The sequence below is a fragment of the Ureibacillus chungkukjangi genome, assembly GCF_003217295.1.
Lineage (GTDB): Bacteria > Bacillota > Bacilli > Bacillales_A > Planococcaceae > Ureibacillus > Ureibacillus chungkukjangi.
The window spans coordinates 1-22,504 of sequence record NZ_QJTJ01000035.1; the positions used below are offsets into that span (position 1 = coordinate 1).

Consider the following 22,504-nt stretch of genomic DNA (forward strand, 5'->3'; position numbering starts at 1 on the left):
TTGCAAGACCCCTAATTATTTGTGTAATGGGGTAATCTTATCGAATCTGTCGGAAATTGTAAATAGTGCATTTTAAATAGCATTTAACAAAAAAACGCATTTGGTATGTCTACCAAATGCGGGATAATTAATCGTGATGTAATTGCATTGAAAGGTCAGGATTCTTTTCAACTTCATGTAATTTGTTAAATGAAGCAATAGCTACTTCAACCATCTCATCTTTAGGCTCTTTCGTTGTTAGTAATTGTAGCCATAAGCCTGGGTAACCTAAATACTTTAAGACAGGAATTTCTCGAACGGCATTCGTTGCCTGTAATACCTCAAAGGATATTCCAAGAACTACGGGAATCAAAAGAATACGAATGACTACGCGTAACCAAAGTGGGTCTGTAGGGAAAAAGAAATAGACAAACATACCAATCACTACAGTGAATAGTATAAAGCTTGACCCGCAACGATAGTGAAGTCTAGACTGCTTTTGGACATTTTCTACAGTTATATCCAAGCCGGCTTCATAACAATTGATAACCTTATGCTCGGCACCATGATATTGAAAAACTCGTTTTATTAAAGGTGTCATTGATATGATATATAAATAACTTAAGAGTAGTATAAGCTTGAAAAATGTTTCTAAGAAAATTTGGGGATACTTCCCTGAAATCCATGGGGAGAATAATTCCGCCAAGAATACTGGTACTAAGGTAAAGACAAATTTAGCAAATAAGAAGGAAATTACCCCGACAACTGCTACACCTAAAATCATTTGTAGCTTGGAAGCCTCTTCTTGATTGTCCTCTTCCTCACCTGGATCGATATCATAGCGTTCACTCGCGAATTGGAGATGCTTGGCACCAAGTCCGGATGACTCGATTAACGCAATAACACCTCGAAGAAAAGGGATTTTTTTCAGTTTTTGATAAATCGGTTTTTTCGTTTTCTTTGCATAAAAATATTCAATTGAATCGTCATTTCTACGTACTGCTGTTACGGTATGATCTTTCCCACCGAACATGACACCTTCTAGAAGTGCTTGTCCGCCGTATACAGGTGCTTCATTAGCCAAGGTCTACACCACTCTCTCAAAATATAAAACTTATAACTCGTCTATTGTACTAAATTTTCGACGAAACCTCTACGTTTACGCATACGAATTTTAAATATTGGAGAAACTTACAAAAAAAAAGAGGTGCTGTCTGTGATTTATTTAGCGGTTTTAACAAGTTTGTTTGCTTCTATTTTCTTAACGATTAGCTTAAAGCTCTTATCCCTGTTTAATTTTATCAAATGGAGTCCTGTAGGCTATGCCAAGCGATTAAATGTACTAGAAGCTAGCCATTGGTCAGTGAAATGGCTATTTTTACTGATAATCATTTTTTTAATAACCCTTCTATTATATTTTGCAATGCAATTCGTTGAAATGGTTCCTAGTTTTTTAACTTCACTAATAATTGGGGCAATTTTAGCCTTAATTTGTGAATGGGTCATTTTTGATTTACCAGCAGAGCTATCTTCGTTTAAAAAGCTTTCCATCCCGTTTATGGTGACGATTGTCATTACTGCGCGATTTGTATTTGAGACCGCTGTTTTCCATTATCGAGCTCATAGTGAACGAAATAAGTTGCCGTATAAGGACTCTGTGGTAAAATAAAAGTGGTAATTTCCGCTAGAAAATACAATTTATCTCCAAATGTGTGAAAATTCTATTCTTTCTTGCGAAAACTCCATAATAACTTATCTTTTCCTATCCGTTAAAAAGAGGAGAATGTTGATGAAGGTTTTAGTGTTAAATGGGCCAAATTTGAATCGTTTAGGAAAACGTGAGCCTGAAATTTATGGAAGTGAAACTTTGGATGATGTAAAAGAAAAATGCATCAGCCTAGCCTCACAATTTAATGCTACGATTGATTTTAAACAATCCAATCATGAAGGTGTACTAATCGATTGGATCCACGAAGCAGAAGATACGGATGTTAACGCAATTGTTTTTAACCCTGGCGCCTATACACATACCAGTATTGCGCTAAGGGATGCAATTGCAGCAGTAAATGTGCCGGTCATTGAAGTGCACATTTCTAACATACATAAAAGAGAATCGTTTCGTCATGAATCAAAGCTAGCTGCAGAATGTGTTGGACAAATATGCGGTCTAGGAACTTTTGGCTATGAATTAGCACTAAGAAAGTTTTTAGAACAGTAAACGGGGGAGCTCTAAATGATTAAATTAGAAAAATTACGTAAAGCATTAGTAGAACAAAATGTTGATGGATTACTGATTACAAACGGATTTAATCGTCGTTATATGACTGGTTTTACCGGAACTGCTGGAGTAGCGATTGTATCAAAGGATGATGCGGTCTTTATTACAGACTTCCGCTATACTGAGCAAGCAAATAAGCAAATTCAAAATTTCCGTATCGTTCAGCATGAAGGAAGCATCTTTACTGAGGTTGCTGAACTAGTTGGGAAAATGGGTATCAAAACTTTAGGTTTTGAGAAAGATACAATGACTTATTCGATGTATGAGACATATAAATCGCAGTTAACAGCTGAATTAGTACCGCTTTCTGGATTAATTGAAAAAATTCGCTTGATAAAGACGGAACAAGAGATTAATATTATTAAGGTTGCGTGTGAAATTGCAGATAATGCCTTTTCACATATTTTAGAATTTATTAAGCCAGGTTTAACTGAGCTTGAAGTATCGAATGAATTAGAGTTTTTCATGCGTAAACAAGGGGCAACAGCATCTTCCTTTGACACGATTGTTGCAAGTGGAGTGCGTAGTGCATTGCCACATGGTGTTGCAACAGACAAAGTGATTGAGAAAGGTGATTTTGTCACACTTGATTTCGGTGCATTATATAATGGTTATATTTCAGATATCACTCGTACAATTGCAGTTGGACAACCTTCCGATAAGCTTGTTGAAATGTACAATACGGTTTTAGAGTCACAATTACTTGCATTAGAAAAAGTAGGGCCGGGTATGACGGGGGTTGAAGCAGATAGCTTTGCTCGTGATTATTTAGCATCTAAAGGATATGGTGAAGCCTTTGGACATTCTACAGGACACGGAATTGGCTTAGAAGTACATGAAGGTCCAGCACTTTCATCAAGATCTAGCTCAGTTTTAGAACCTAATATGGTTGTGACAATTGAACCGGGTATTTACTTACCAGGAATTGGCGGAGTTCGTATTGAAGACGATATTTTAATCACAGAAACGGGTAATGAAAAATTAACTCATTCAACTAAAGACTTAATTATTTTATAATGGAGGAACACATCTATGATTTCAGTTAATGATTTCCGAACTGGCCTTACAATTTCAATCGATGGCCAATTATACCGCGTATTGGATTTCCAACACGTTAAACCAGGGAAAGGTGCAGCATTCGTTCGCTCTAAATTACGTAATTTACGTAATGGGAACGTAACAGAAAAGACTTTCCGTGCAGGTGAAAAAGTAGAAAAAGCTCAAATCGACAACCGTAAAATGCAATATTTATATGCACAAGGTGATGCTCACGTATTTATGGATATGGAGTCATACGAGCAAACAGAATTAGCAGGAGTACAAATTGAAGAAGAGTTAAAATATCTTCTTGAAAATATGGAAGTTCACATCCAAACTTACCAAGGTGAAATGTTAGGTGTAGAATTACCAAACACAGTTGTACTTGAAGTTGCTGAAACAGAGCCTGGTATTAAAGGTGATACAGCTTCAGGCGGTACAAAACCAGCAAAAATGCAAACTGGTTTAATGGTTAACGTACCATTCTTCGTAAACGAAGGCGATAAATTAATCATTAACACTACTGAGGGTTCATACGTTTCACGTGCGTAATTAGCAGATAGTTTGATATTTTGGAGTGCAGACAAGGGTCAATTTGACTTCGTTGTTTGCACTCTTTTTTGTTATGCCAACTAATATTTGAGCGAAGTTAATAATAAGTTATATGAAAAGGTCATCTTCCTACTAGATGACTTTTTTCTTTAGATACAGGTCTATTTTTTTGGAAAAGCTCATATATTGCCTTACACAAGGAGGCGTCGTGATGGAGTTACAGGACGTTTTGCGAGTAGCGGGGGTAGGGCTCGTCGTTGCCTTACTTCATGTTTTCTTCGAGCAAATCGGCAAAAAGGAATTTTCATTCTTTATATTTTTCATTGCATATCTGTATATTACAGCAGAACTAATTCGATTTTTACGGCTTTTCTTTGGCGATATTCTTACATTCTTCCAATGGCTTAATTTAAATTAGGTAAACTATGACATTTCTAATTTACGCCGTAATCCTAATGCTACTCTTAATATTTATTAAAGAAACCATCGGCAAACTACACGGAATAATAGTCGTCATCTTTTTTTTCGTACTACTCTATTTCCTATTGTCGACGCTCACTATTCCTTTTTTAGAGCAGCTCCTTTCATATGTTCAATCAGTGCCTTATGTACCTCAGCTTGTGTACTCTGCACTTTTTTATCAGCTTGGCTTGTTCTTTCAATCAATTTTTGAAGAAGAGGAATATGAAACATTTGGCGAACTCGTAATGTTCTCAATACGTATTGTGCTGTTATTTTATTGGACTAGCGAACTAGGAAAAATATTGTCAGATTTATCGTCAATTTTAGAAAAGCTTCAGTAAGGGGCTACACGCCAATGCATGACATACTAAATATCTTTTTAGATCCATTGAAAATTGCTGGACAATCCATCATTTTAATCGTAATCTATACGATTTTGTTTCTAATAGTGGAAGCATTTGTACCCAAATTTAAAAGCTTTGCAGATGCTTTATTTGTAATCATTCTCGTACTAACACTTGGACAAACTGTGATGGATGCTTTCTCCTTAATGGGGGACTTAGTCAACATTGCATCTGACTTCTTTTTAGCCATTACGCCAATATTAACATCACTATTAGTGGTGTTAAACGCAGTATTTTCATTTATTGCATGGAGCCCGGTTATTCTCTTTATCTTTGAGATATTGATTTTACTTTGTAAGAAAATTTTGATTCCAGCCATTACAGTGGCACTTATACTTGATTTTTGTACAAGGTTTCTACCGGAAATTTCCTTTTCAAAGGCTTCAGAATTGATAAGGGGAACAGTAATGACATTAATTACTGCCTCTTTAATAGCGATGGTCACTGTGCTTTCTTTTACAGGGGTTGCATTTTTTACAATTGACCAAGCCATCGCAAGTCCAGTAAAAAAAGTAATCGAGCAAACCGTACCAATAGTTGGCTCGCTTATTGTTGAAGGATTTTCTATTTTTCATAAATATCAATCTACTGCTACAACAGTAGTTGGTTTTGGAGCAATGAGTGCTTTTTGGGGGGCTTCCTTCTATCCGGCAGGCAGGCTGCTCATACATGCTCTAACCTTTAAGTTTGTTGCCGCGATAGTTGAACCTTTTACTGGGAGTACAATTAGCGGATTGTTGGATGATGTAGGAAAGTCATTGTTACTACTGTGTGCTGTTGCAATCCTTCTCGGAATTGCTTTTGTCTTTATTTGGTTAATATTGATGATCATTATGCAACTAGGGGTGGGAAAAAGTTTTTGATCAAACTAATTGCGATTATTTTAATAGGAAAATGTTTACTACTTCTGGCAGATGAAAAAGACATTCTTGTCTATGTAAAACTAGCAACCTTATTAATTTTTTTAACAACAATGTTAGATTTTCTGAAACTCTAAAGCATAGAGTTGGGACTAGCTTCATACAATGTGTTGAAACAGTAAACTTTGTTCAGTGAGAAAGCTTTAAACACCTAGAATGCTTGTTAATTTCATATAAAAAAATTAATAAAGCTGAACAAAGTTACGCCTAGGCTAACCGGGGCGTATTTGATGGAAAGGGGGCGCTAAGAAAACGTGAGGTGGAAAATAAATGGAAAAAACAAAAATTAATCTTTATTCCGATTGCAGTATTAGTGTTCATTGCGTACATTTCTGTTACGTGGAACGATTCAACCGGAACAAAGCAATCGACAATCTCATCAACAGAAGAAGCTAGACTTGAACAAGCCCTCAGTCAAATTCAAGGAGTTGGACTAGTAAAAGTATATTTTCATTATGATAACCAACCCCCTAAAGGAAATGACACGGACAACTTATTAAATGGCTATTTAAGTTCAAGTGAAACAGAAAAATATGTAACAGGATTGCTCGTTGTATCAGAAGGGGCTTCTAACCCGACTATTAAAAGGCAACTGTTAGAAACTATTAGTAGAGTCATGGAAATGCCTACTCACAGAATTATGATTGTACCTATGGAGAATAAAGGAGATGAACAATGAAAGTAAAAAGAAGAACAGTATGGTTATTAACCCTACTAAGTTTAGCGGCAGTTATTTCAGTTTATTATGTATTTGAGCCAAATCGCAATGTGGATTTAGCAACAATTTTTACGGATGATACGTTACAAGAAACAACTTTGACAGGGGTATCTGAAGAAGAGATTACAACTACAAGCTCAGAAAGTTATTTATTCGAAGATATGCGCATGGAAGTTAGCAGCGAGCGTGATCAGCTAAGAACTCAATTAACAGACAAAATTGCATCTGATGATGTTACAGCAGAAGAAAAAAGTGCTGCATATAATGAAATGAATCAGTTAATCAAACTTGAATCCTCTGAGTCAATGCTAGAAATGCTAATCCAATCTCTTGGCTATTCAGATGCATTTGTTCGCATTAATGACGATAAAGCTCAAGTAACAGTTCTATCAGATGAAGTTTCTACTTCACAAGTAAATGAAATTGTTTTCACTGTACTTTCAGAGAACGAAAATATTAGCGATGTACAAGTTAAGGTTACATCGGATTACTATTAAAAAGCTATTCTATATATAATAATATTATCAAACAGAAATTACGCAGTGCGTTCGTTATAGCAACGAAAGCACTGTTTTTTCATGATTTTCTAGAAATATCTATTTATGTATTTCAAAAAGTATTAAAAAAATATAAAATGGTAAGTGTAGTTATTAAAACATTAGGGGTGTTTTCATGTTTAAAGTACAAGAATTAAGAGAAATTATTAAATTGGTAGACAATTCATCGATTGACGAATTTGTTTATGAAAACGATGGGGCGAAATTAAAATTAAAAAAAAATAATGGAGTTATTTCAGAAGTAGTATTACCAAAAGAAGCTACTCCTGTAGTACAAGCTCCACCTGTTGCAGCTGCTGTTGTAACAGAGCCAAAAACAGTAGAAGAAGTAAAAGTAGAAGAAAAGACAGCTCCAGCTAATGTAGAGGATTCAACTTTACATAAGATTACTTCACCAATGGTTGGAACTTTCTATCAAGCACCATCACCAGATGCTCCAGCTTATGTTAGTGTAGGGGACAAAGTTTCAGAAGAGTCAATTGTATGTATCGTTGAAGCTATGAAACTATTCAATGAAATTGAAGCTGAAATCAAAGGTGAAATTGTTGAAATCCTAGTAAAAGACGGGCAATTAGTTGAATATGGTCAACCACTATTCCTAGTGAAACCTGAGTAAGGGGTGCTTTCATCATGAAAAAAGTATTAATTGCAAACCGCGGTGAAATTGCCGTACGTATTATTCGTGCATGTAAAGAGCTAGGCATTGAGACAGTTGCTGTTTATTCAGAAGCAGATAGTAATGCACTTCATGTTAAACTAGCCGATGAGGCTTATTGTATAGGACCAAAATTATCCAAGGATTCATATCTTAGCTTCCCGGCAGTTTTAGGAGTTGCCCAAAAAACAGGAGTGGATGGTATTCACCCTGGATATGGCTTCTTAGCTGAGAATGCTGATTTTGCTGAAGCCTGTGAAAACGCAGGAATTAAATTTATTGGTCCCTCATCAGATTCCATTAAAATTATGGGTATTAAGGACGTGGCACGCAGTTCAATGGAAGAAGCCGGTGTACCGTTAGTGCCAGGTACTGGGATTGTTCCTGATATTGAAACAGGTAAGAAGTGGGCGAGTGAAATTGGCTACCCTGTCATCATTAAAGCAACTGCTGGTGGTGGCGGTAAGGGGATTCGTGTCGCTCGTACAGAAGAGGATCTAGTAAAGGGCATTGAAATTACACAAAAGGAAGCAGCTGCAGCCTTTGGTAATCCAGGTGTCTATCTAGAAAAATTCATCGAGTATTTCCGTCACTGTGAAATTCAAGTTTTAGCTGACTCATTTGGTAACGTTGTACATTTAGGAGAACGTGATTGTACCGTTCAGCGTCGTATGCAAAAGCTTGTTGAGGAAGCTCCATCTCCTGCACTTTCAGAAGAACGTCGCAAAGAAATGGGCGCAGCTGCTGTAAAAGCGGCAGAGGCTTGTAATTACGAAGGTGCTGGTACAATTGAATTTATCTATGACTACCAGGCTGACCAGTTCTACTTCATGGAAATGAATACGCGTATCCAGGTGGAGCATCCAGTAACAGAAATGATTACTGGTGTTGATTTAGTACAACAGCAGTTGAAGATCGCTGCTGGTGAAGCTCTTCCATTTACACAAGAGGAAATTAAAATAAATGGATGGGCAATTGAGTGCCGTATCAATGCCGAAAATGCATATAAAAACTTTATGCCTTCTGCAGGAACGGTTGAAACATATATAACGCCAGGTGGATATGGTGTTCGTATTGACTCTGCAGTATATGCAGGCTATACAATTCCTCCATATTATGATTCAATGGTTGCGAAATTGATTGTTCATGCAGATACTCGTGAAGAAGCAATTGCAAAAATGAATCGTGCGTTAAGTGAGTTCGAAGTAGACGGACCTGGGATTCACACAACAATTCCATTCCACGAAGCACTTATGAACAATGAAGTCTTCCAATCTGGGAATTTCAACACTAAATTCCTTGAAGAAAACGACATTCTTAACGTTTCAAAAAAGGAAGAAATAACTTCGAATTAATCGAATTGCTTAAAGTCCTTCATGCTTCAATGTGGGATTTTAGACTGTAGACAAACTCTTTTGAGTTATCTACAGTCTTTTCTATTAATGCTACCCAAGCCAAAATAAATGAATCCTCTTGAAGTTCGTTTTATACTGAATAGGTATGAGAGGGGGAGACATTTTGTTACCAAAATTATCAGTACTTGATTTAGCGCCTGTACTTGAAGGTAGTACACCAGCTGAGTCATTTCAAAATAGTAGAGAACTAATCCAAGCTGTTGAAAGCTATGGATACAATCGTTATTGGGTGGCTGAGCACCATAATATGCAAGGGATTGCTAGTTCAGCGACAGCAATTTTAATAGGATATCTAGCGGCTAGTACAAATTCAATCCGTGTTGGAGCAGGCGGTATTATGCTTCCAAATCACGCACCTTTAATGGTTGCAGAGCAATTTGGTACATTGGAATCAATGTATCCTGGACGAATTGATTTAGGATTGGGGCGAGCACCAGGCTCTGACATGTTAACTGCACGTGCATTGCGTCGAGATGATCGAGGGGCTTATGAATTTGACCGACTAGTCGATGAGCTTAGAGGCTATTTTGAGGATGTGGAGCGACCTGTGATTGCAGTACCTGGAAAAGGGATGTCTATTCCGATTTGGCTATTAGGCTCAAGTCTTTATAGTGCACAGCTAGCAGGTCAATTAGGGTTACCTTATTCCTTTGCAAGCCATTTTGCACCAGATTTAATGGATGACGCAATAGCTACTTATACTAGAAATTTCAAGCCATCAGATGTTCTCGAAAAGCCTTATGTAATGGTGGCTGTGAATGCAATTATAGCTGATACAGATGATGAAGCTGAGTTTTTAGCGAGTACCCTATTCCAGCAATTCCTAGGAATTATCCAAGGGAAAAGAGGGAAAACTCAACCACCACGTGATATGTCGAACCTGTGGACAGAAGATCAAAAGAAAGTCGTGCATCAACAGCTAAAATATACGTTCTATGGCTCAAGTGAAAAGGTCTATAAACAATTAGCAGAATTTATGAGCAATCGGGAAATTGATGAGCTAATGATTAATAGCCCGATCTACAATATAGATGATAGAAAAAAATCATATGAGCTGCTTTCTAAAGTCTGGAAGTAATAAATTTTAGAAATTATCAGAGTTCCTTTTAAGCGTATTGGTGAAAAATGGTGTATAATAAAATACAAATAGAAGCCTTTATAAATTGCTGTTTTTTCTAATGTAGACAGGTTTATGAAGTAAGAGAGGATGAAGAAGATGGCTGAGAAAGTAACAAAAGCTTTCATACAACCAACTCCTTCTGGAAAAGAAGAACTTGGTCAAATAGAGGTAGCACCTGAAGTAATTGAAGTAATTGCTGGCATTGCAACTACTGAAATTGATGGGGTTGCTGCAACACGTGGCAACTTTGCATCAGGCGTTGCTGAACGCTTTGGTAAAAAAGTACATTCTAAAGGGGTAAAAGCTACACTCACTGAGGATGGTCAAATCGTTATTGATGTATATTGTTCAGTAAAATATGGTTTTTCCATTCCAAAGGTAGCAAAAGAAGTCCAAACTGTCATTAGACAGGCAATCTTAAATATGACATCAATTGATACAAACGAAGTGAATGTTCATATTACGGCAATCCAATTTGAGAATGTAAAAGAAGAAGAGTAATTGTAACTGATTACACATATGAAATACTGCAAAAGTTGAATAGGCTTTTGTAGTATTTTTTTTATTCTAACTAAGTGGTAAAAAGAGCATGTTTAATGACATCATGCTCTATTTTAGGTTTATATTTTTTACTTTCGTGAATTTATTATTAATAATAGAATGTAAAGAAAGCCGTACTAGCCATTCTCTCTAATTACATAATCTGACTTGGAAGGGGAAAAGCAGATGGAACAATATATTTTATCCTTAGATCAAGGAACGACAAGCTCAAGAGCAATACTATTCAATAAGGAAGGTAAAGTTGAGCATATCTCCCAACGAGAATTTAAGCAATATTTTCCGCATGCAGGATGGGTGGAGCACAATGCAAACGAAATCTGGAGCTCGATTTTATCTGTAATAGCAACTGTATTAACAGAAAAAAATATAAGACCAGAACAAATTGCAGGTATAGGTATAACAAATCAACGAGAAACAACTGTTGTGTGGGATAAAACAACGGGTAAGCCCATTTATAATGCAATTGTTTGGCAATCGCGTCAAACAGCTGAAATCTGTAATGAATTAAATGATGCAGGCTTAGGGGATTTATTTCACGAGAAAACGGGCTTATTAATAGATGCTTATTTTTCAGGTACAAAGGTAAAGTGGATTTTAGATAATGTAGAAGGAGCAAAAGAAAAGAGCGAGAAGGGGGAATTGCTATTTGGCACAATTGATAGCTGGATAATTTGGAAGCTAACAGAAGGTAAGGTTCATGTCACGGATTACTCCAATGCTTCTAGAACACTCATGTATAATATTCATGAGCTTAAATGGGATGAAGAGCTATTAAACATACTGGGTATCCCGTTATCAATGCTTCCAGAGGTACGACCATCCTCTGAAGTCTATGGGCATGTTTCAAAAAAACATTTCTTTGGTGTAGAGGTACCTATCGCCGGGATTGCAGGCGACCAACAGGCAGCGTTATTTGGTCAAGCGTGCTTTGAATCAGGAATGGTGAAAAATACGTATGGCACCGGTTGCTTCATGTTGATGAATACAGGTGAAAAAGCAGTTCAATCAAATCAAGGATTACTAACAACCATTGCTTGGGGAATAGATGGCAAGGTGGAGTACGCATTAGAAGGAAGTATTTTTGTTGCTGGATCTGCTATTCAATGGCTACGTGATGGTTTGAGAATGCTTCGTGATTCCTCTGAAAGTGAGAGATATGCACAAAAAGTGACAAGTGCAGATGGAGTCTATGTTGTACCTGCTTTTGTCGGATTAGGTACGCCCTATTGGGATAGCGATGTACGTGGTGCCGTATTTGGTTTAACACGTGGTACAACAAAAGAGCATTTTATAAGAGCTACCTTAGAATCGTTGGCTTACCAAACAAAGGACGTGCTTAGTGCGATGGAGGCCGATTCGGAAATAACTCTAAAATCATTACGTGTTGATGGTGGGGTTGTTAGAAATAATTTCCTTATGCAATTCCAATCGGATCTTTTAAATGTCCCTGTTGAACGCCCGGCTATTAATGAAACGACAGCTTTGGGAGCTGCTTATTTAGCTGGTCTAGCAGTTGGTTTTTGGAAGAGCAAGGAAGAGATTAGCAAGTACTGGAACCAAGATAAGAAGTTCGAGCCTGAAATGGATGGCATTGAGAGGACAGAGCTATATGAAGGATGGAAAAAGGCTGTAAAAGCTGCCCAGACTTTTAAATAAGAAGCTTTAAAAAAAGTGCCAACCTAAAAGGTGTGGCACTTTACTTATGTAGAGCTAGAATTCCATTGCTTTAAAAGCATAGCTAAGACTTAGCCTCTGAATTCCTCTTGCTGCGGCTACTGCATTGGAAGAATGTAGCTCAAATGCTTGCTTATCCTTCATTTGCAGTGCGGTCATCGCTTTTATCGCTTCCTGCATCCACTGCTTCTCGAATTTATATGATTTTGCTTCTTCGATATGACCCATTTCAACTAGAATCATTGCTTTTGTATAGCTCATAAATGGTTCTTTTTGGATTTTATTCGCCTCATTGAGTGCATCATCTAACTTATTACATAGGAACAACTTGATGGCTAAATAGTATTGATGAATATGAGGCTGTTTATATTTCGATAGAATATTGTCAATGGCTAGTAGCTGATCGTGCATTGAACCAAATCCTTGACTATAAACATAAGCATATAAAGGCTCTTTTTTCTTTTTTATAATGAACTTCTCAACCTTGTTCATATTTTTTGAGCCATATACCATATACAGAAATTCACCAATAATCCAAAGGCATATAAGAAAAAGAAGAAAAAAGCCTATCCCTAATGGTAGATCAAAAATAGCAAATACTACTCCAACTAAAATCGCACATAAATACTGTTTCCACAAATTCAACACCTCATTTGATTTTAATGGTAATTAATTTACAGCACACCGTCAATAAAATTCAATTTATATTAGCTATTTGTTCATTTTTTCTTAAGTAAATGATTGAAGCAGTGTTTGAATAGCTAAAATATGTTATTATAAAAACTAATGTTACCAATGAAGGAGATTTATACATGAAACGACATGATGCGCGCGAAAAAGCAGTGCAAGTACTGTTTCAGTTAGATAATACAGATCTAACATTACAGGAAGCTATAGGCCACGTACTAAACGAAGAGGAATCAGATGCTTTTTTTGAAAAGCTAGTACATGGTGTAACCCAAAATTTAGAAGAAATCGATGAGCAACTTACTAATAACTTAGAAAACTGGTCATTAGGCCGTTTACCTAAAATAGAAAGAACAGTACTAAGAATCGCGTTATACGAATTGCAATATATGCAGGATACTCCAAGCCGTGTCGTTCTAAATGAAGCAATTGAGCTTTGTAAAACATTCGGTGATGAGAAATCAAGCAGATTCGTAAACGGTGTACTATCTAAATTCACACAACAATAGTCGTTTGAAAGGATGTAACAGAAGATGTCGAGTGCAATTATTATTAATGGAAATGAAATTGGGCAAGAAATTCGTAAATCTGTAGCTGATCGAGTAATGAAGTTAAAAGACCAAGGTGTAACACCGGGCTTAGCTGTTATTTTAGTTGGTGACAATCCAGCATCTCAAACTTATGTGCGAAATAAACAAAAGTCTTGTGAGGCAATTGGAATTTTTTCTGAGCTTATTAAATTACCTCAGGAGGTTTCAGAAGAAGAATTACTCAACCAAATTCGTTCGCTGAATAATAGCGAGAATATACATGGGATTTTGGTGCAGCTGCCATTACCATCACACATCAATGAAGACAAGGTGATTGCTACAATTTCACCCGAAAAAGATGTTGATGGGTTCTCTCCTATTAGTGTAGGGAAAATGATGTTAGGCCAAGAAACATACTTACCTTGTACTCCATTCGGCGTTATGAAATTACTAGAACACGCTGGTATTGATATTGCAGGAAAACATGCGGTTATTGTTGGAAGAAGCCACATCGTCGGGAAACCAATGGGACAACTGTTGCTTCAAAAAGACGCTACTGTTACATACACACATTCAAAAACACCGGAACTACCATCCATTACAAAACAAGCAGATATTATTGTAGCGGCTGTAGGTCGACCAAACTTCATTACAAAGGAGCATGTTAAATCAGGTGCTGTTGTAATTGATGTTGGGATTAATCGCGACGAGAATAATAAATTAATAGGTGATGTTCATTTTGCTGAAGTAGAGCAGGTTGCATCACATATTACACCTGTTCCTGGTGGAGTAGGGCCAATGACGATTACAATGTTATTATTTAACACTGTACAGTCTGCAGAAAAATCTCTCTCACAGGACAAATAGTATAAAAACAGGTAGAATATAAGCAGAAGCTGTTTTTCTAATGAGAAACAGCTTTTATATTGAAGAACATCGAATTTCGCTTCTATGTGAAATTCGTATTTTTCTAATGGAATGAATTTCTAATCTTCTATGAAGGAGCCGTACCTATGACAACGTCTTCTTATTTAACAGTTAAAGCCTTAACGAAATATATAAAAAGAAAATTTGATGCTGATCCACATTTACGTGAAGTATATGTAAAAGGTGAGCTTTCGAATGTGAAAATACATAGCTCGGGCCATATTTACTTTACTTTAAAGGATACGGGAGCAAGAATTAATGCTGCCATGTTTCGAACACAAGCAAGTAAATTGAAATTTAGACCCGAAGAAGGAATGCAGGTTTTTATCAGAGGTGAGGTCTCTGTCTATGAATCGACAGGAAACTACCAGTTGTATGCGCATTCAATGGAGCCTGATGGAGTAGGGGGATTGTTTGTTGCCTTCAATCAGCTTAAAGAACAGCTTCAAAAAGAAGGATTATTTAATCCTAATTTTAAGCAGCCAATTCCAAAATTCCCAAAAACAGTAGGTGTTCTTACAGCTACAACTGGTGCTGCCATCCGAGATATTTGTACAACGATTTCTAGACGTTATCCTTTAGCAGAAATAGTCATTTATTCTACCATTGTGCAAGGTGATAATGCTGCACCCAATATTGTTGAGAATATCCGCTTAGCGAACAAGCAACAGCTATGTGACGTCTTAATTGTAGGGCGTGGTGGTGGATCAATTGAGGATTTGTGGGCGTTTAATGAGGAAATTGTGGCCAGAGCAATCTTTGAAAGTCGTATCCCGATCATTAGTGCTGTTGGACACGAAACAGATACAACAATAGCTGATTATGTTGCAGATTTACGTGCACCAACACCTACAGCTGCTGCTGAATTAGCTGTACCAAATCAACAAGAGCTAGTTCAACAGCTATTGAGAGGTAGATCGCAGCTACATCAGATAACATCTCAGAGATTGCAGTATGAAAGGCATCGTTTAAATAAATTAAAAAATGCCTATCCATTAGCAACACCTGAGCGACTTTATCGTCCTTTTACAGAGAAGCTCATACAATTAGATATGCAATTAGGTAGAGCATCACAAATGTTTTTGATGAAAAAGTCTAATGAGCTTCAAAAACATGTAAACGCCATAAAGCTTCATTCACCGCATTATGCAATTCAATCGAACCAAAAGCAAATCGAACAAATGACGAGAATGCTAACAAGATCTATCTCATCGCTATTAGACAAAAAGAAAGATTTTTATATATCGAATATACGTACTTTAGAAGCATTGAATCCTTTAGCGATTATGACTAGAGGCTATAGCGTTGCTTATAAAGACGTACAAGTAGTAAATTCTATAACAAAGCTTACAAAAGACGATGAAATCATGATTCATTTCCATGATGGGAAAGCACAGGCGAAAATTATAAATACGCTGGAACAAAAAGGAGGCGAATAGTTCATGGAAAATAAACAAACCTTTGCAGAAAGTATGGCAGAGCTAGAAGAGATTGTTCGTAAACTAGAGCTTGGTGATGTACCCTTAGAAGAAGCGATTGATCTTTATAAAAAAGGCATGGAATTATCCCATTATTGCCATCAAAAGCTTTCAAATGCAGAAAATCAATTAATATCAATTGTGAATGATCAAGGTGAAAAGCAACCCTTTGAGCCTTTAAAGGGAGAGGACTAGTTATGACGAATCACTTAAAGCAATTTATTGATGAGAATCTACCTAAGATTGAAGCTGAGCTTTATGATTTAGTTGAACGTATCAAAGCTCCACAATCCTTAAAGGATTCTATGCTATATTCTTTGAAAGCAGGCGGAAAAAGAATTCGTCCACTTTTTGTAGTAGCTGTGTGCGATTTGTTTCATAATAAGCAACAAGAAGCTCTATCAGTCGGTGCTGCAGTTGAAATGGTTCATACATATTCTCTAATCCATGATGATTTACCAAGTATGGATGATGACGATATGAGACGTGGTAAACCTACAAATCATGTAGTGTATGGAGAGGCATTAGCAACTCTAGCGGGGGATGCTTTAAATACATTAAGCTTTGGTGTACTTGCAAGATTGGAAAACGTTGAACCACAAAAAAAGGTGGAATTGATAAATTTACTAAGCGTTGCTTCAGGTGCAGAGGGTATGGTCGGTGGTCAAGTATTAGATATTGATGGTGAAAGTCGCAGTTTAAATTTACCTGAACTTGAACATGTTCATATTAATAAGACAGGTGCAATATTAAGATTTAGTATTGAATCTGGTGCAGTTCTTTCAGATGCAACTAAAGAAGAGCGAGCAGCTCTAGTAGAATATGCACACCATATTGGCCTGGCTTTCCAAATTCAAGATGATATTTTAGATATTGTTGGAACGAGTGAAGAACTTGGAAAAACGGCAGGTAAAGATGTCCAGAGTGATAAAAGCACATATCCAGCCCTTTTAACATTAGAGGGAGCAAATGCAAAACTAGAAGAACATTATGATTTTGCTTTATCCGCATTAACAAAAATTGAGAAAAACACGTCGCTTTTAGAAGAATTTGCTAGCTATATTGTGAAAAGAAATAACTAATTATAGGAAGTTCTTTTGAATCTTTGTTTTCACTGCTATAATAGTAAATACGTTTTCTTAGTTGTTTTAATTACGGTGACGAACTCTTAATAAAAAAATCAGCTTCTTCAATTGTATGTAAGTATATACTCCGGAGGTTTCAAATTTTTTGTTAGAGTTGAGCGAGCTAATTTTGTTTTTCTTAGAAATTATGATGAAAAGGTGTGTGAGAGATGGATTTAACTAAAATTACTAGTCCATCCTTTTTAAAAAATATGACAAATAAAGAGCTTGAATCATTAAGTCGTGAAATTCGCTCTTTTCTAATTGAAAAATGCTCGATCACAGGGGGCCATATTGGTCCTAATCTTGGAGTTGTTGAGTTAACAATTGCTTTACATAAAGCATTTAACAGCCCAAAGGATAAATTTTTATGGGATGTAGGCCATCAAGCTTATGTTCATAAAATTTTAACAGGTCGTGCAGATCAATTTGATACATTACGTCAATATAAAGGTCTTAGTGGTTTTCCTAAACGATTAGAAAGTGAACATGATGAATGGGAAACAGGTCATAGTTCAACATCACTTTCAGCCGCTATGGGTATGGCAATTGCTCGTGATATTAAAAAGGAATCTAATTATGTTGTTCCGATAATCGGAGACGGTGCATTAACAGGTGGAATGGCCTTAGAAGCATTAAATCATATCGGACATGAGAAAAAGAATATGATCGTTATTTTAAATGATAACGAAATGTCTATTGCACCTAACGTAGGTGCTTTGCACAGTATTTTAGGCCGACTGCGTACAGCAAAGGAGTATTCAAAAGCAAAAGAAGAGCTAGAAGTGCTTATGAAGAAAATTCCTGTATTAGGCGGAAAAGTTGCTAGTACAGCTGAACGTGTTAAGGATAGCTTGAAATACTTAGTAGTTTCTGGTGTCTTCTTTGAAGAAATGGGCTTCAAATATTTAGGGCCAATCGATGGTCATGATTTTGAGGCATTAGAAAAAACCTTGGAATATGCAAAAAAAGTAAAAGGACCTGTAATTGTTCATGTGATTACGAAAAAAGGGAAGGGCTATAAACCTGCAGAGGAAGATACTGTAGGGACATGGCATGGAACTGGCCCGTATAAAATGGAAACAGGTGACTTTGTCAAAGCAAAGGCAAAAGGTCCAGGCTGGAGTAATTTAATCTCTGACTCAGTACGTAAGCTTATGGAAAATGAAGAGCGAATTGTAGCAATCACGCCTGCGATGCCTGTTGGTTCTAAGATGGAGGGTATACAACGAGACTTCCCAAATCGATTCTTTGATGTCGGCATTGCAGAACAGCATGCAACGACAATGGCAGCTGGAATTGCTACACAAGGAATGAAGCCTTATTTAGCTATTTATTCTACTTTCCTTCAAAGAGCTTATGACCAAGTATTACATGATATCGCTAGACCAAACTTAAATGTAGTTATTGGAATTGACCGTTCAGGTTTAGTTGGTGCTGATGGCGAAACTCACCAGGGTGTGTTTGATATTTCATTCCTGCGTCACTTACCAAACATGGTGTTAATGATGCCTAAGGATGAAAATGAAGGTCAGCATATGGTGAAAACGGCCTTTGAATATAACGATGGACCAATTGCATTGCGCTATCCTCGTGGTAATGGATTAGGCGTTGTGATGGATGAAGAAATGAAAACCATTCCAATTGGCAGCTGGGAAGTACTTAAAGAGGGGCAAGATGCTTGTATCTTAACCTTTGGTACTACAATCCCTATGGCAATGGAGGCATCATCAGAGCTTGCTGAACAAGGCATAGATGTGAAAATTGTAAATGCTCGTTTTATCAAGCCGCTTGATGAAAATATGTTACATGAATTGTTAGCAAAGAAAATGCCGATTTTAACGATTGAAGAAGCCATCCTACAAGGTGGATTCGGTAGTGCGGTACTAGAATTTGCAAGCGACAATCAGTATGTCGATGTAATGATTGATCGTATGGGTATTCCTGATTTGTTTATCGAACAAGGTAACGTCGATCAGTTATTAGAAGAAATTCATTTAACAAAAGAGGATGCAATTGCTCGTATAGAACAACTAGTAAAGAGCAACAAAGTAATAGGATCTAAATTAGTATGACAAAACAAATAAAAGAGCGAGTGGACATTTTGCTTGTTGAAAGAGGCTTATGTGAGACTCGTGAAAAAGCAAAACGTTCTATAATGGCAGGTCTTGTTTATTCAAACGAAACAAGAATTGATAAGGCTGGAGAAAAAATTTCTATTGAGGCACCACTTCAACTTAAAGGCTCACAGCTAAAATATGTGAGTCGTGGCGGCCTTAAATTAGAGAAAGCATTAGAAATCTTTGATATGTCAGTATCAGGAAAGTTAATGCTGGACATTGGCTCTTCTACAGGTGGATTTACGGATTGTGCTCTGCAAAATGGTGCAAAGCATTGCTATGCACTTGATGTAGGCTCAAATCAGTTAGCATGGAAAATTCGCTCAGATGAACGTGTAACTGTTATGGAAAAGACAAATTTTCGATATTCAAAGCCTGAGGATTTTACAGAAGGCTTGCCGGAATTTGCAACAATTGATGTATCCTTTATTTCGTTATCACTTATTTTACCTGTTTTAAAAACAATCTTAATTCCTGGTGGAGATGTCATGGCTTTAGTAAAGCCACAATTTGAGGCTGGAAGAGAGAATGTTGGGAAAAAGGGAATTGTCCGTGATCCCAAAGTGCATTTAGATGTACTTGAAGAAACAGCAAATATGGCAACGAAAATTGGTTTTGTTGTGAAGAATGCTTCTTATTCTCCTATAACAGGAGGAGAAGGGAATATCGAATTTTTATTCCATTTGGTCAATCCAAAAGAAGACCAAGTAGTTGAAGCCTTTACGAGCTTTAAAGAAGTAGTAGATTTTGCTCATAATGAATTAAAATAATGGTAGTGGGTGGCTCTGATTCTAGGGCTATCCACTTTTTCTTGTGGTTTTATTTATGAAATGTTAGTATAAATATACATAAATATTCATAAGAGGTGAATGCAATGAACAAAGGTCAACGTCATATGCGCATAAGAGAAATCGTAACAAATAACGAAATTGAGACACAAGATGATTTAGTAGATTGCTTAAAACAAGCTGGGTATAACGTCACGCAAGCGACAGTTTCACGTGATATAAAAGAATTGCATCTCGTAAAGGTACCATTACAGGATGGTCGTTATAAATACAGCTTACCTGCTGACCAACGCTTTAATCCTTTGCAAAAATTACAAAGAGCATTATCGGATTCGTTCGTTAGTATTGATGGTGTGGCGCACTTTTTAATGTTAAAATCTTTACCTGGTAATGGGAATGCAATCGCAGTTTTAATCGATCATTTAGAATGGCCGGAAATATTAGGTACGCTTTCTGGTGATGATACAATTTTGATTATTTGCCGTCGAGAAGAAGACCGTGAAGATATTAAAGAACGAATTATTGGGATGATTTAATTTATTATTTTATACAATGCGTAGAATTCCACGCTTCGTATGACTTTATTCATGTTTGGCTTTTTATTATTTAAGCAAACTTAAGAGGTGATGTATGTTTGTTAAAGGAACTTAGTATTCGTAACTTCGCAATTATAGATGATTTAACTGTGGATTTTTCAGAGGGACTAACGGTTTTAACAGGGGAGACAGGTGCAGGGAAGTCGATCATTATAGATGCTGTCCATTTACTCGCAGGTGGACGAGCTTCACTGGAATTTATAAGACATGGTGCGAAAAAGGCTGAGCTAACAGGGTTATTTATGGTTTTGAATGAAAGCCATCCTATTTATGAAAAACTTCAAGAATACGGAGTCGACATTGATGAGGGAATGATTATTCTTCGTCGAGACATCAACGAAAATGGAAAAAGTGTTTGCCGTGTTAATGGGAAATTAGTAACACTTTCTATTCTTCGAGAAATTGGTTCCACATTAATTGACATTCATGGACAGCATGAAAGCCAGGAGCTTATGGATGAAAAGAGACATATATATCTGCTTGACCATTTTGCCCATAATGAGTTAGCGCCAATCAAAGAAAAATATACAGAAAAATATCAAGCATATAGAGAATTTAAGCGTGAAATTGCATCCATTAATATCGATGAACAACGTCTTGCTCAAAGAATTGATTTATATCAATTCCAAATTGGTGAATTAGAAGAAGCAAGCTTGAAATTAGGAGAAGAAGAACAGCTAGTAGAAGAACGTAGACGCTTATCTAATTTCCACAAAATTTTTGAACGCGCCAATATTGCCTATGAATCCATTTCTGGAGAGTTGAAGGGCTTAGATAATATTGGGGATGCTATGAATGCTCTAGAGGATGTCGTCGAATTGGATGAGCAATTTAAAGAATCCACTGAAACGGTAAGCTCTGCTTTTTATGCACTGCAGGATGCTGCATATCAAATTAAAAATGTCCTAGATGATCTAGAATTCGACCCAGAACGTTTAAATGATGTAGAGCATCGATTGGCACAATATCAAACGATGAAAAGAAAATATGGAAATACAGTTGAAGAAATTTTAATTTATTTTGAGAAAATTCAAGATGAATTAATCCAACTTCAAAATCGAGATGAAACAATTCAAAATTACGAGAAAAAATTGAACAAGATGGAAGAAGAGCTTGAGCACTTAGCCCTTTCATTAACGAAGATTCGAAAGCAATGTGCAACAAAATTAAGTGAAGCCATTATGGAGCAATTGCGTGATTTACATATGGAAAAAGCGAAATTCATTGTTAATTTTGAAACCTTACATAGTTTCGATTTGAATGGGAAAGACTATGTATCATTCTATATATCAACAAATGTAGGTGAACCACCTAAATCATTACCAAAAATTGCATCCGGTGGAGAGTTATCTCGAATTATGCTAGCACTTAAAACAATGTTTTCCTCATCTAACGGTATTACTTCGATTATTTTTGATGAGGTTGACACAGGTGTTAGTGGCCGTGTTGCACAAGCGATTGCTGAAAAAATTGCAGCTATTTCGGTTTCTTCACAAGTATTATGTATTTCCCATTTACCACAAGTTGCAGCAATGGCAGATCAGCATTATTTAATTCGCAAACAGGTGGAACAAAATAGAACATATACAACGGTTTCTAATATTGATATTCAAAATCGAGTAGAAGAAATCAGTCGTATGATGAGTGGTTCAGAAATAACTGACCTTACATTACAGCACGCTTCTGAACTTTTAAAACTTGCCGAAGTTAGAAAACAAGAAATGAAAAACTTGTTTGTTTAACTGCAAAAAAGAATTTATTTTTCGCTTAAATATTTGTCAAATGTAGTTTTAGGAGTAGCAATCACAGGGCTACTCCTTTATTCCCCCTTTCTTTAGATTTCTCACGACAAATATTTACCTCTCATTATTGATGTACAAGTGACACATAGTAAATGTACAAATCTTAAAGGAGGTGGACT

Annotated in this window: 25 protein-coding genes; 23 read left to right on the forward strand and 2 right to left on the reverse strand. The window is 36.6% G+C overall.

Annotation, left to right across the window (positions count from 1 at the left end; translation table 11 throughout):
- Positions 1-127: 127 nt before the first annotated feature.
- Positions 128-1,012, reverse strand: coding sequence for a DUF1385 domain-containing protein (locus BJ095_RS16480; RefSeq protein ID WP_181418106.1), 885 nt, complete (start codon positions 1,010-1,012; stop codon positions 128-130).
- A gap of 183 nt (positions 1,013-1,195) precedes the next feature.
- Between BJ095_RS16480 and BJ095_RS16485 the strand changes: the two genes are divergently transcribed.
- The 14 genes from BJ095_RS16485 to glpK all read left to right on the forward strand — a co-directional run bounded on the left by BJ095_RS16485 (position 1,196) and on the right by glpK (position 12,315).
- A complete protein-coding gene (locus tag BJ095_RS16485) occupies positions 1,196-1,648 on the forward strand; it encodes a hypothetical protein (RefSeq protein ID WP_107934837.1) in 453 nt (150 codons plus the stop codon).
- A 120-nt stretch (positions 1,649-1,768) separates the two neighbouring features.
- Positions 1,769-2,197, forward strand: a complete 429-nt coding sequence (aroQ, locus tag BJ095_RS16490) for a type II 3-dehydroquinate dehydratase (RefSeq protein WP_107934838.1) — start codon at positions 1,769-1,771, stop codon at positions 2,195-2,197.
- Positions 2,198-2,212: 15 nt separating this feature from the next.
- Entirely contained in the window at positions 2,213-3,274 is a 1,062-nt protein-coding gene (locus BJ095_RS16495; protein WP_107934839.1) for a M24 family metallopeptidase, read from the forward strand.
- Between the two features lie 15 nt (positions 3,275-3,289).
- Positions 3,290-3,847 (forward strand): elongation factor P, encoded by a 558-nt coding sequence (gene efp / locus BJ095_RS16500; protein WP_107934840.1) that lies wholly within the window; start codon positions 3,290-3,292, stop codon positions 3,845-3,847.
- A gap of 211 nt (positions 3,848-4,058) precedes the next feature.
- The gene (locus tag BJ095_RS16505) at positions 4,059-4,265 is read left to right on the forward strand and encodes a stage III sporulation protein AC (protein ID WP_107934841.1); all 207 of its coding nucleotides are present in this window, start codon (positions 4,059-4,061) and stop codon (positions 4,263-4,265) included.
- 127 nt (positions 4,266-4,392) lie between these two features.
- Positions 4,393-4,650 (forward strand): hypothetical protein, encoded by a 258-nt coding sequence (locus BJ095_RS18880; protein WP_146223229.1) that lies wholly within the window; start codon positions 4,393-4,395, stop codon positions 4,648-4,650.
- A 14-nt stretch (positions 4,651-4,664) separates the two neighbouring features.
- Positions 4,665-5,576: a stage III sporulation protein AE gene (locus BJ095_RS16510; protein ID WP_107934842.1), complete on the forward strand. Its 912-nt coding sequence runs from the start codon at positions 4,665-4,667 to the stop codon at positions 5,574-5,576.
- 316 nt (positions 5,577-5,892) lie between these two features.
- Positions 5,893-6,312 carry a hypothetical protein gene (locus tag BJ095_RS16515; RefSeq protein ID WP_107934843.1) on the forward strand — a complete coding sequence of 140 codons (420 nt, stop codon included), beginning with the start codon at positions 5,893-5,895 and terminating at the stop codon, positions 6,310-6,312.
- Positions 6,309-6,848, forward strand: a complete 540-nt coding sequence (locus BJ095_RS16520; protein ID WP_107934844.1) for a SpoIIIAH-like family protein — start codon at positions 6,309-6,311, stop codon at positions 6,846-6,848. The genes BJ095_RS16515 and BJ095_RS16520 overlap by 4 nt, the downstream gene beginning before the upstream one ends.
- A 175-nt stretch (positions 6,849-7,023) precedes the next feature.
- Positions 7,024-7,524 (forward strand): acetyl-CoA carboxylase biotin carboxyl carrier protein, encoded by a 501-nt coding sequence (accB, locus tag BJ095_RS16525; RefSeq protein WP_107934845.1) that lies wholly within the window; start codon positions 7,024-7,026, stop codon positions 7,522-7,524.
- A gap of 14 nt (positions 7,525-7,538) precedes the next feature.
- Positions 7,539-8,918: an acetyl-CoA carboxylase biotin carboxylase subunit gene (gene accC, locus BJ095_RS16530; RefSeq protein WP_107934846.1), complete on the forward strand. Its 1,380-nt coding sequence runs from the start codon at positions 7,539-7,541 to the stop codon at positions 8,916-8,918.
- A gap of 163 nt (positions 8,919-9,081) precedes the next feature.
- Complete coding sequence (locus BJ095_RS16535) at positions 9,082-10,056, forward strand: LLM class flavin-dependent oxidoreductase (protein ID WP_235867701.1); 975 nt, start codon at positions 9,082-9,084, stop codon at positions 10,054-10,056.
- A gap of 138 nt (positions 10,057-10,194) precedes the next feature.
- Complete coding sequence (locus BJ095_RS16540; RefSeq protein ID WP_107934848.1) at positions 10,195-10,599, forward strand: Asp23/Gls24 family envelope stress response protein; 405 nt, start codon at positions 10,195-10,197, stop codon at positions 10,597-10,599.
- A gap of 225 nt (positions 10,600-10,824) precedes the next feature.
- Positions 10,825-12,315 (forward strand): glycerol kinase GlpK, encoded by a 1,491-nt coding sequence (gene glpK / locus BJ095_RS16545; RefSeq protein WP_107934849.1) that lies wholly within the window; start codon positions 10,825-10,827, stop codon positions 12,313-12,315.
- A gap of 54 nt (positions 12,316-12,369) precedes the next feature.
- Here glpK and BJ095_RS16550 read toward each other — a convergent pair whose 3' ends face one another.
- Positions 12,370-12,972, reverse strand: a complete 603-nt coding sequence (locus BJ095_RS16550) for a hypothetical protein (RefSeq protein WP_107934850.1) — start codon at positions 12,970-12,972, stop codon at positions 12,370-12,372.
- A 173-nt stretch (positions 12,973-13,145) separates the two neighbouring features.
- Between BJ095_RS16550 and nusB the strand changes: the two genes are divergently transcribed.
- The 9 genes from nusB (at position 13,146) to recN (ending at position 22,325) form a co-directional block, all read left to right on the forward strand.
- Positions 13,146-13,529 carry a transcription antitermination factor NusB gene (gene nusB / locus BJ095_RS16555; protein WP_107934851.1) on the forward strand — a complete coding sequence of 128 codons (384 nt, stop codon included), beginning with the start codon at positions 13,146-13,148 and terminating at the stop codon, positions 13,527-13,529.
- A gap of 24 nt (positions 13,530-13,553) precedes the next feature.
- Entirely contained in the window at positions 13,554-14,417 is an 864-nt protein-coding gene (gene folD / locus BJ095_RS16560) for a bifunctional methylenetetrahydrofolate dehydrogenase/methenyltetrahydrofolate cyclohydrolase FolD (protein WP_107934852.1), read from the forward strand.
- 146 nt (positions 14,418-14,563) lie between these two features.
- Positions 14,564-15,916: an exodeoxyribonuclease VII large subunit gene (gene xseA, locus BJ095_RS16565; RefSeq protein WP_107934853.1), complete on the forward strand. Its 1,353-nt coding sequence runs from the start codon at positions 14,564-14,566 to the stop codon at positions 15,914-15,916.
- Positions 15,917-15,919: 3 nt separating this feature from the next.
- Entirely contained in the window at positions 15,920-16,150 is a 231-nt protein-coding gene (locus BJ095_RS16570) for an exodeoxyribonuclease VII small subunit (protein ID WP_107934854.1), read from the forward strand.
- Positions 16,151-16,152: 2 nt separating this feature from the next.
- On the forward strand, positions 16,153-17,037 hold the full coding sequence (locus BJ095_RS16575) for a polyprenyl synthetase family protein (RefSeq protein ID WP_107934855.1): 885 nt from the start codon (positions 16,153-16,155) through the stop codon (positions 17,035-17,037).
- 212 nt (positions 17,038-17,249) lie between these two features.
- The gene (gene dxs / locus BJ095_RS16580) at positions 17,250-19,154 is read left to right on the forward strand and encodes a 1-deoxy-D-xylulose-5-phosphate synthase (RefSeq protein WP_107934856.1); all 1,905 of its coding nucleotides are present in this window, start codon (positions 17,250-17,252) and stop codon (positions 19,152-19,154) included.
- Positions 19,151-19,969 carry a TlyA family RNA methyltransferase gene (locus BJ095_RS16585; RefSeq protein ID WP_107934857.1) on the forward strand — a complete coding sequence of 273 codons (819 nt, stop codon included), beginning with the start codon at positions 19,151-19,153 and terminating at the stop codon, positions 19,967-19,969. Before dxs ends, BJ095_RS16585 begins: the two co-directional genes overlap by 4 nt.
- A 104-nt stretch (positions 19,970-20,073) precedes the next feature.
- Entirely contained in the window at positions 20,074-20,523 is a 450-nt protein-coding gene (gene ahrC, locus BJ095_RS16590; protein ID WP_107934858.1) for a transcriptional regulator AhrC/ArgR, read from the forward strand.
- Positions 20,524-20,621: 98 nt separating this feature from the next.
- Positions 20,622-22,325, forward strand: coding sequence for a DNA repair protein RecN (gene recN, locus BJ095_RS16595; protein ID WP_107934859.1), 1,704 nt, complete (start codon positions 20,622-20,624; stop codon positions 22,323-22,325).
- Positions 22,326-22,504 lie beyond the last annotated feature (179 nt).

Coding starts and splice junctions, on each gene's coding strand:
- BJ095_RS16480 (WP_181418106.1), bottom strand. CDS start 1,012: ATGTTCGGTGGGAAAGATCATACCGTAACAGCAGTACGTAGAAATGAC.
- aroQ (WP_107934838.1), top strand. CDS start 1,769: ATGAAGGTTTTAGTGTTAAATGGGCCAAATTTGAATCGTTTAGGAAAA.
- BJ095_RS16495 (WP_107934839.1), top strand. CDS start 2,213: ATGATTAAATTAGAAAAATTACGTAAAGCATTAGTAGAACAAAATGTT.
- efp (WP_107934840.1), top strand. CDS start 3,290: ATGATTTCAGTTAATGATTTCCGAACTGGCCTTACAATTTCAATCGAT.
- BJ095_RS16505 (WP_107934841.1), top strand. CDS start 4,059: ATGGAGTTACAGGACGTTTTGCGAGTAGCGGGGGTAGGGCTCGTCGTT.
- BJ095_RS16510 (WP_107934842.1), top strand. CDS start 4,665: ATGCATGACATACTAAATATCTTTTTAGATCCATTGAAAATTGCTGGA.
- BJ095_RS16520 (WP_107934844.1), top strand. CDS start 6,309: ATGAAAGTAAAAAGAAGAACAGTATGGTTATTAACCCTACTAAGTTTA.
- accB (WP_107934845.1), top strand. CDS start 7,024: ATGTTTAAAGTACAAGAATTAAGAGAAATTATTAAATTGGTAGACAAT.
- accC (WP_107934846.1), top strand. CDS start 7,539: ATGAAAAAAGTATTAATTGCAAACCGCGGTGAAATTGCCGTACGTATT.
- BJ095_RS16540 (WP_107934848.1), top strand. CDS start 10,195: ATGGCTGAGAAAGTAACAAAAGCTTTCATACAACCAACTCCTTCTGGA.
- glpK (WP_107934849.1), top strand. CDS start 10,825: ATGGAACAATATATTTTATCCTTAGATCAAGGAACGACAAGCTCAAGA.
- nusB (WP_107934851.1), top strand. CDS start 13,146: ATGAAACGACATGATGCGCGCGAAAAAGCAGTGCAAGTACTGTTTCAG.
- folD (WP_107934852.1), top strand. CDS start 13,554: ATGTCGAGTGCAATTATTATTAATGGAAATGAAATTGGGCAAGAAATT.
- xseA (WP_107934853.1), top strand. CDS start 14,564: ATGACAACGTCTTCTTATTTAACAGTTAAAGCCTTAACGAAATATATA.
- BJ095_RS16570 (WP_107934854.1), top strand. CDS start 15,920: ATGGAAAATAAACAAACCTTTGCAGAAAGTATGGCAGAGCTAGAAGAG.
- BJ095_RS16575 (WP_107934855.1), top strand. CDS start 16,153: ATGACGAATCACTTAAAGCAATTTATTGATGAGAATCTACCTAAGATT.
- dxs (WP_107934856.1), top strand. CDS start 17,250: ATGGATTTAACTAAAATTACTAGTCCATCCTTTTTAAAAAATATGACA.
- BJ095_RS16585 (WP_107934857.1), top strand. CDS start 19,151: ATGACAAAACAAATAAAAGAGCGAGTGGACATTTTGCTTGTTGAAAGA.
- ahrC (WP_107934858.1), top strand. CDS start 20,074: ATGAACAAAGGTCAACGTCATATGCGCATAAGAGAAATCGTAACAAAT.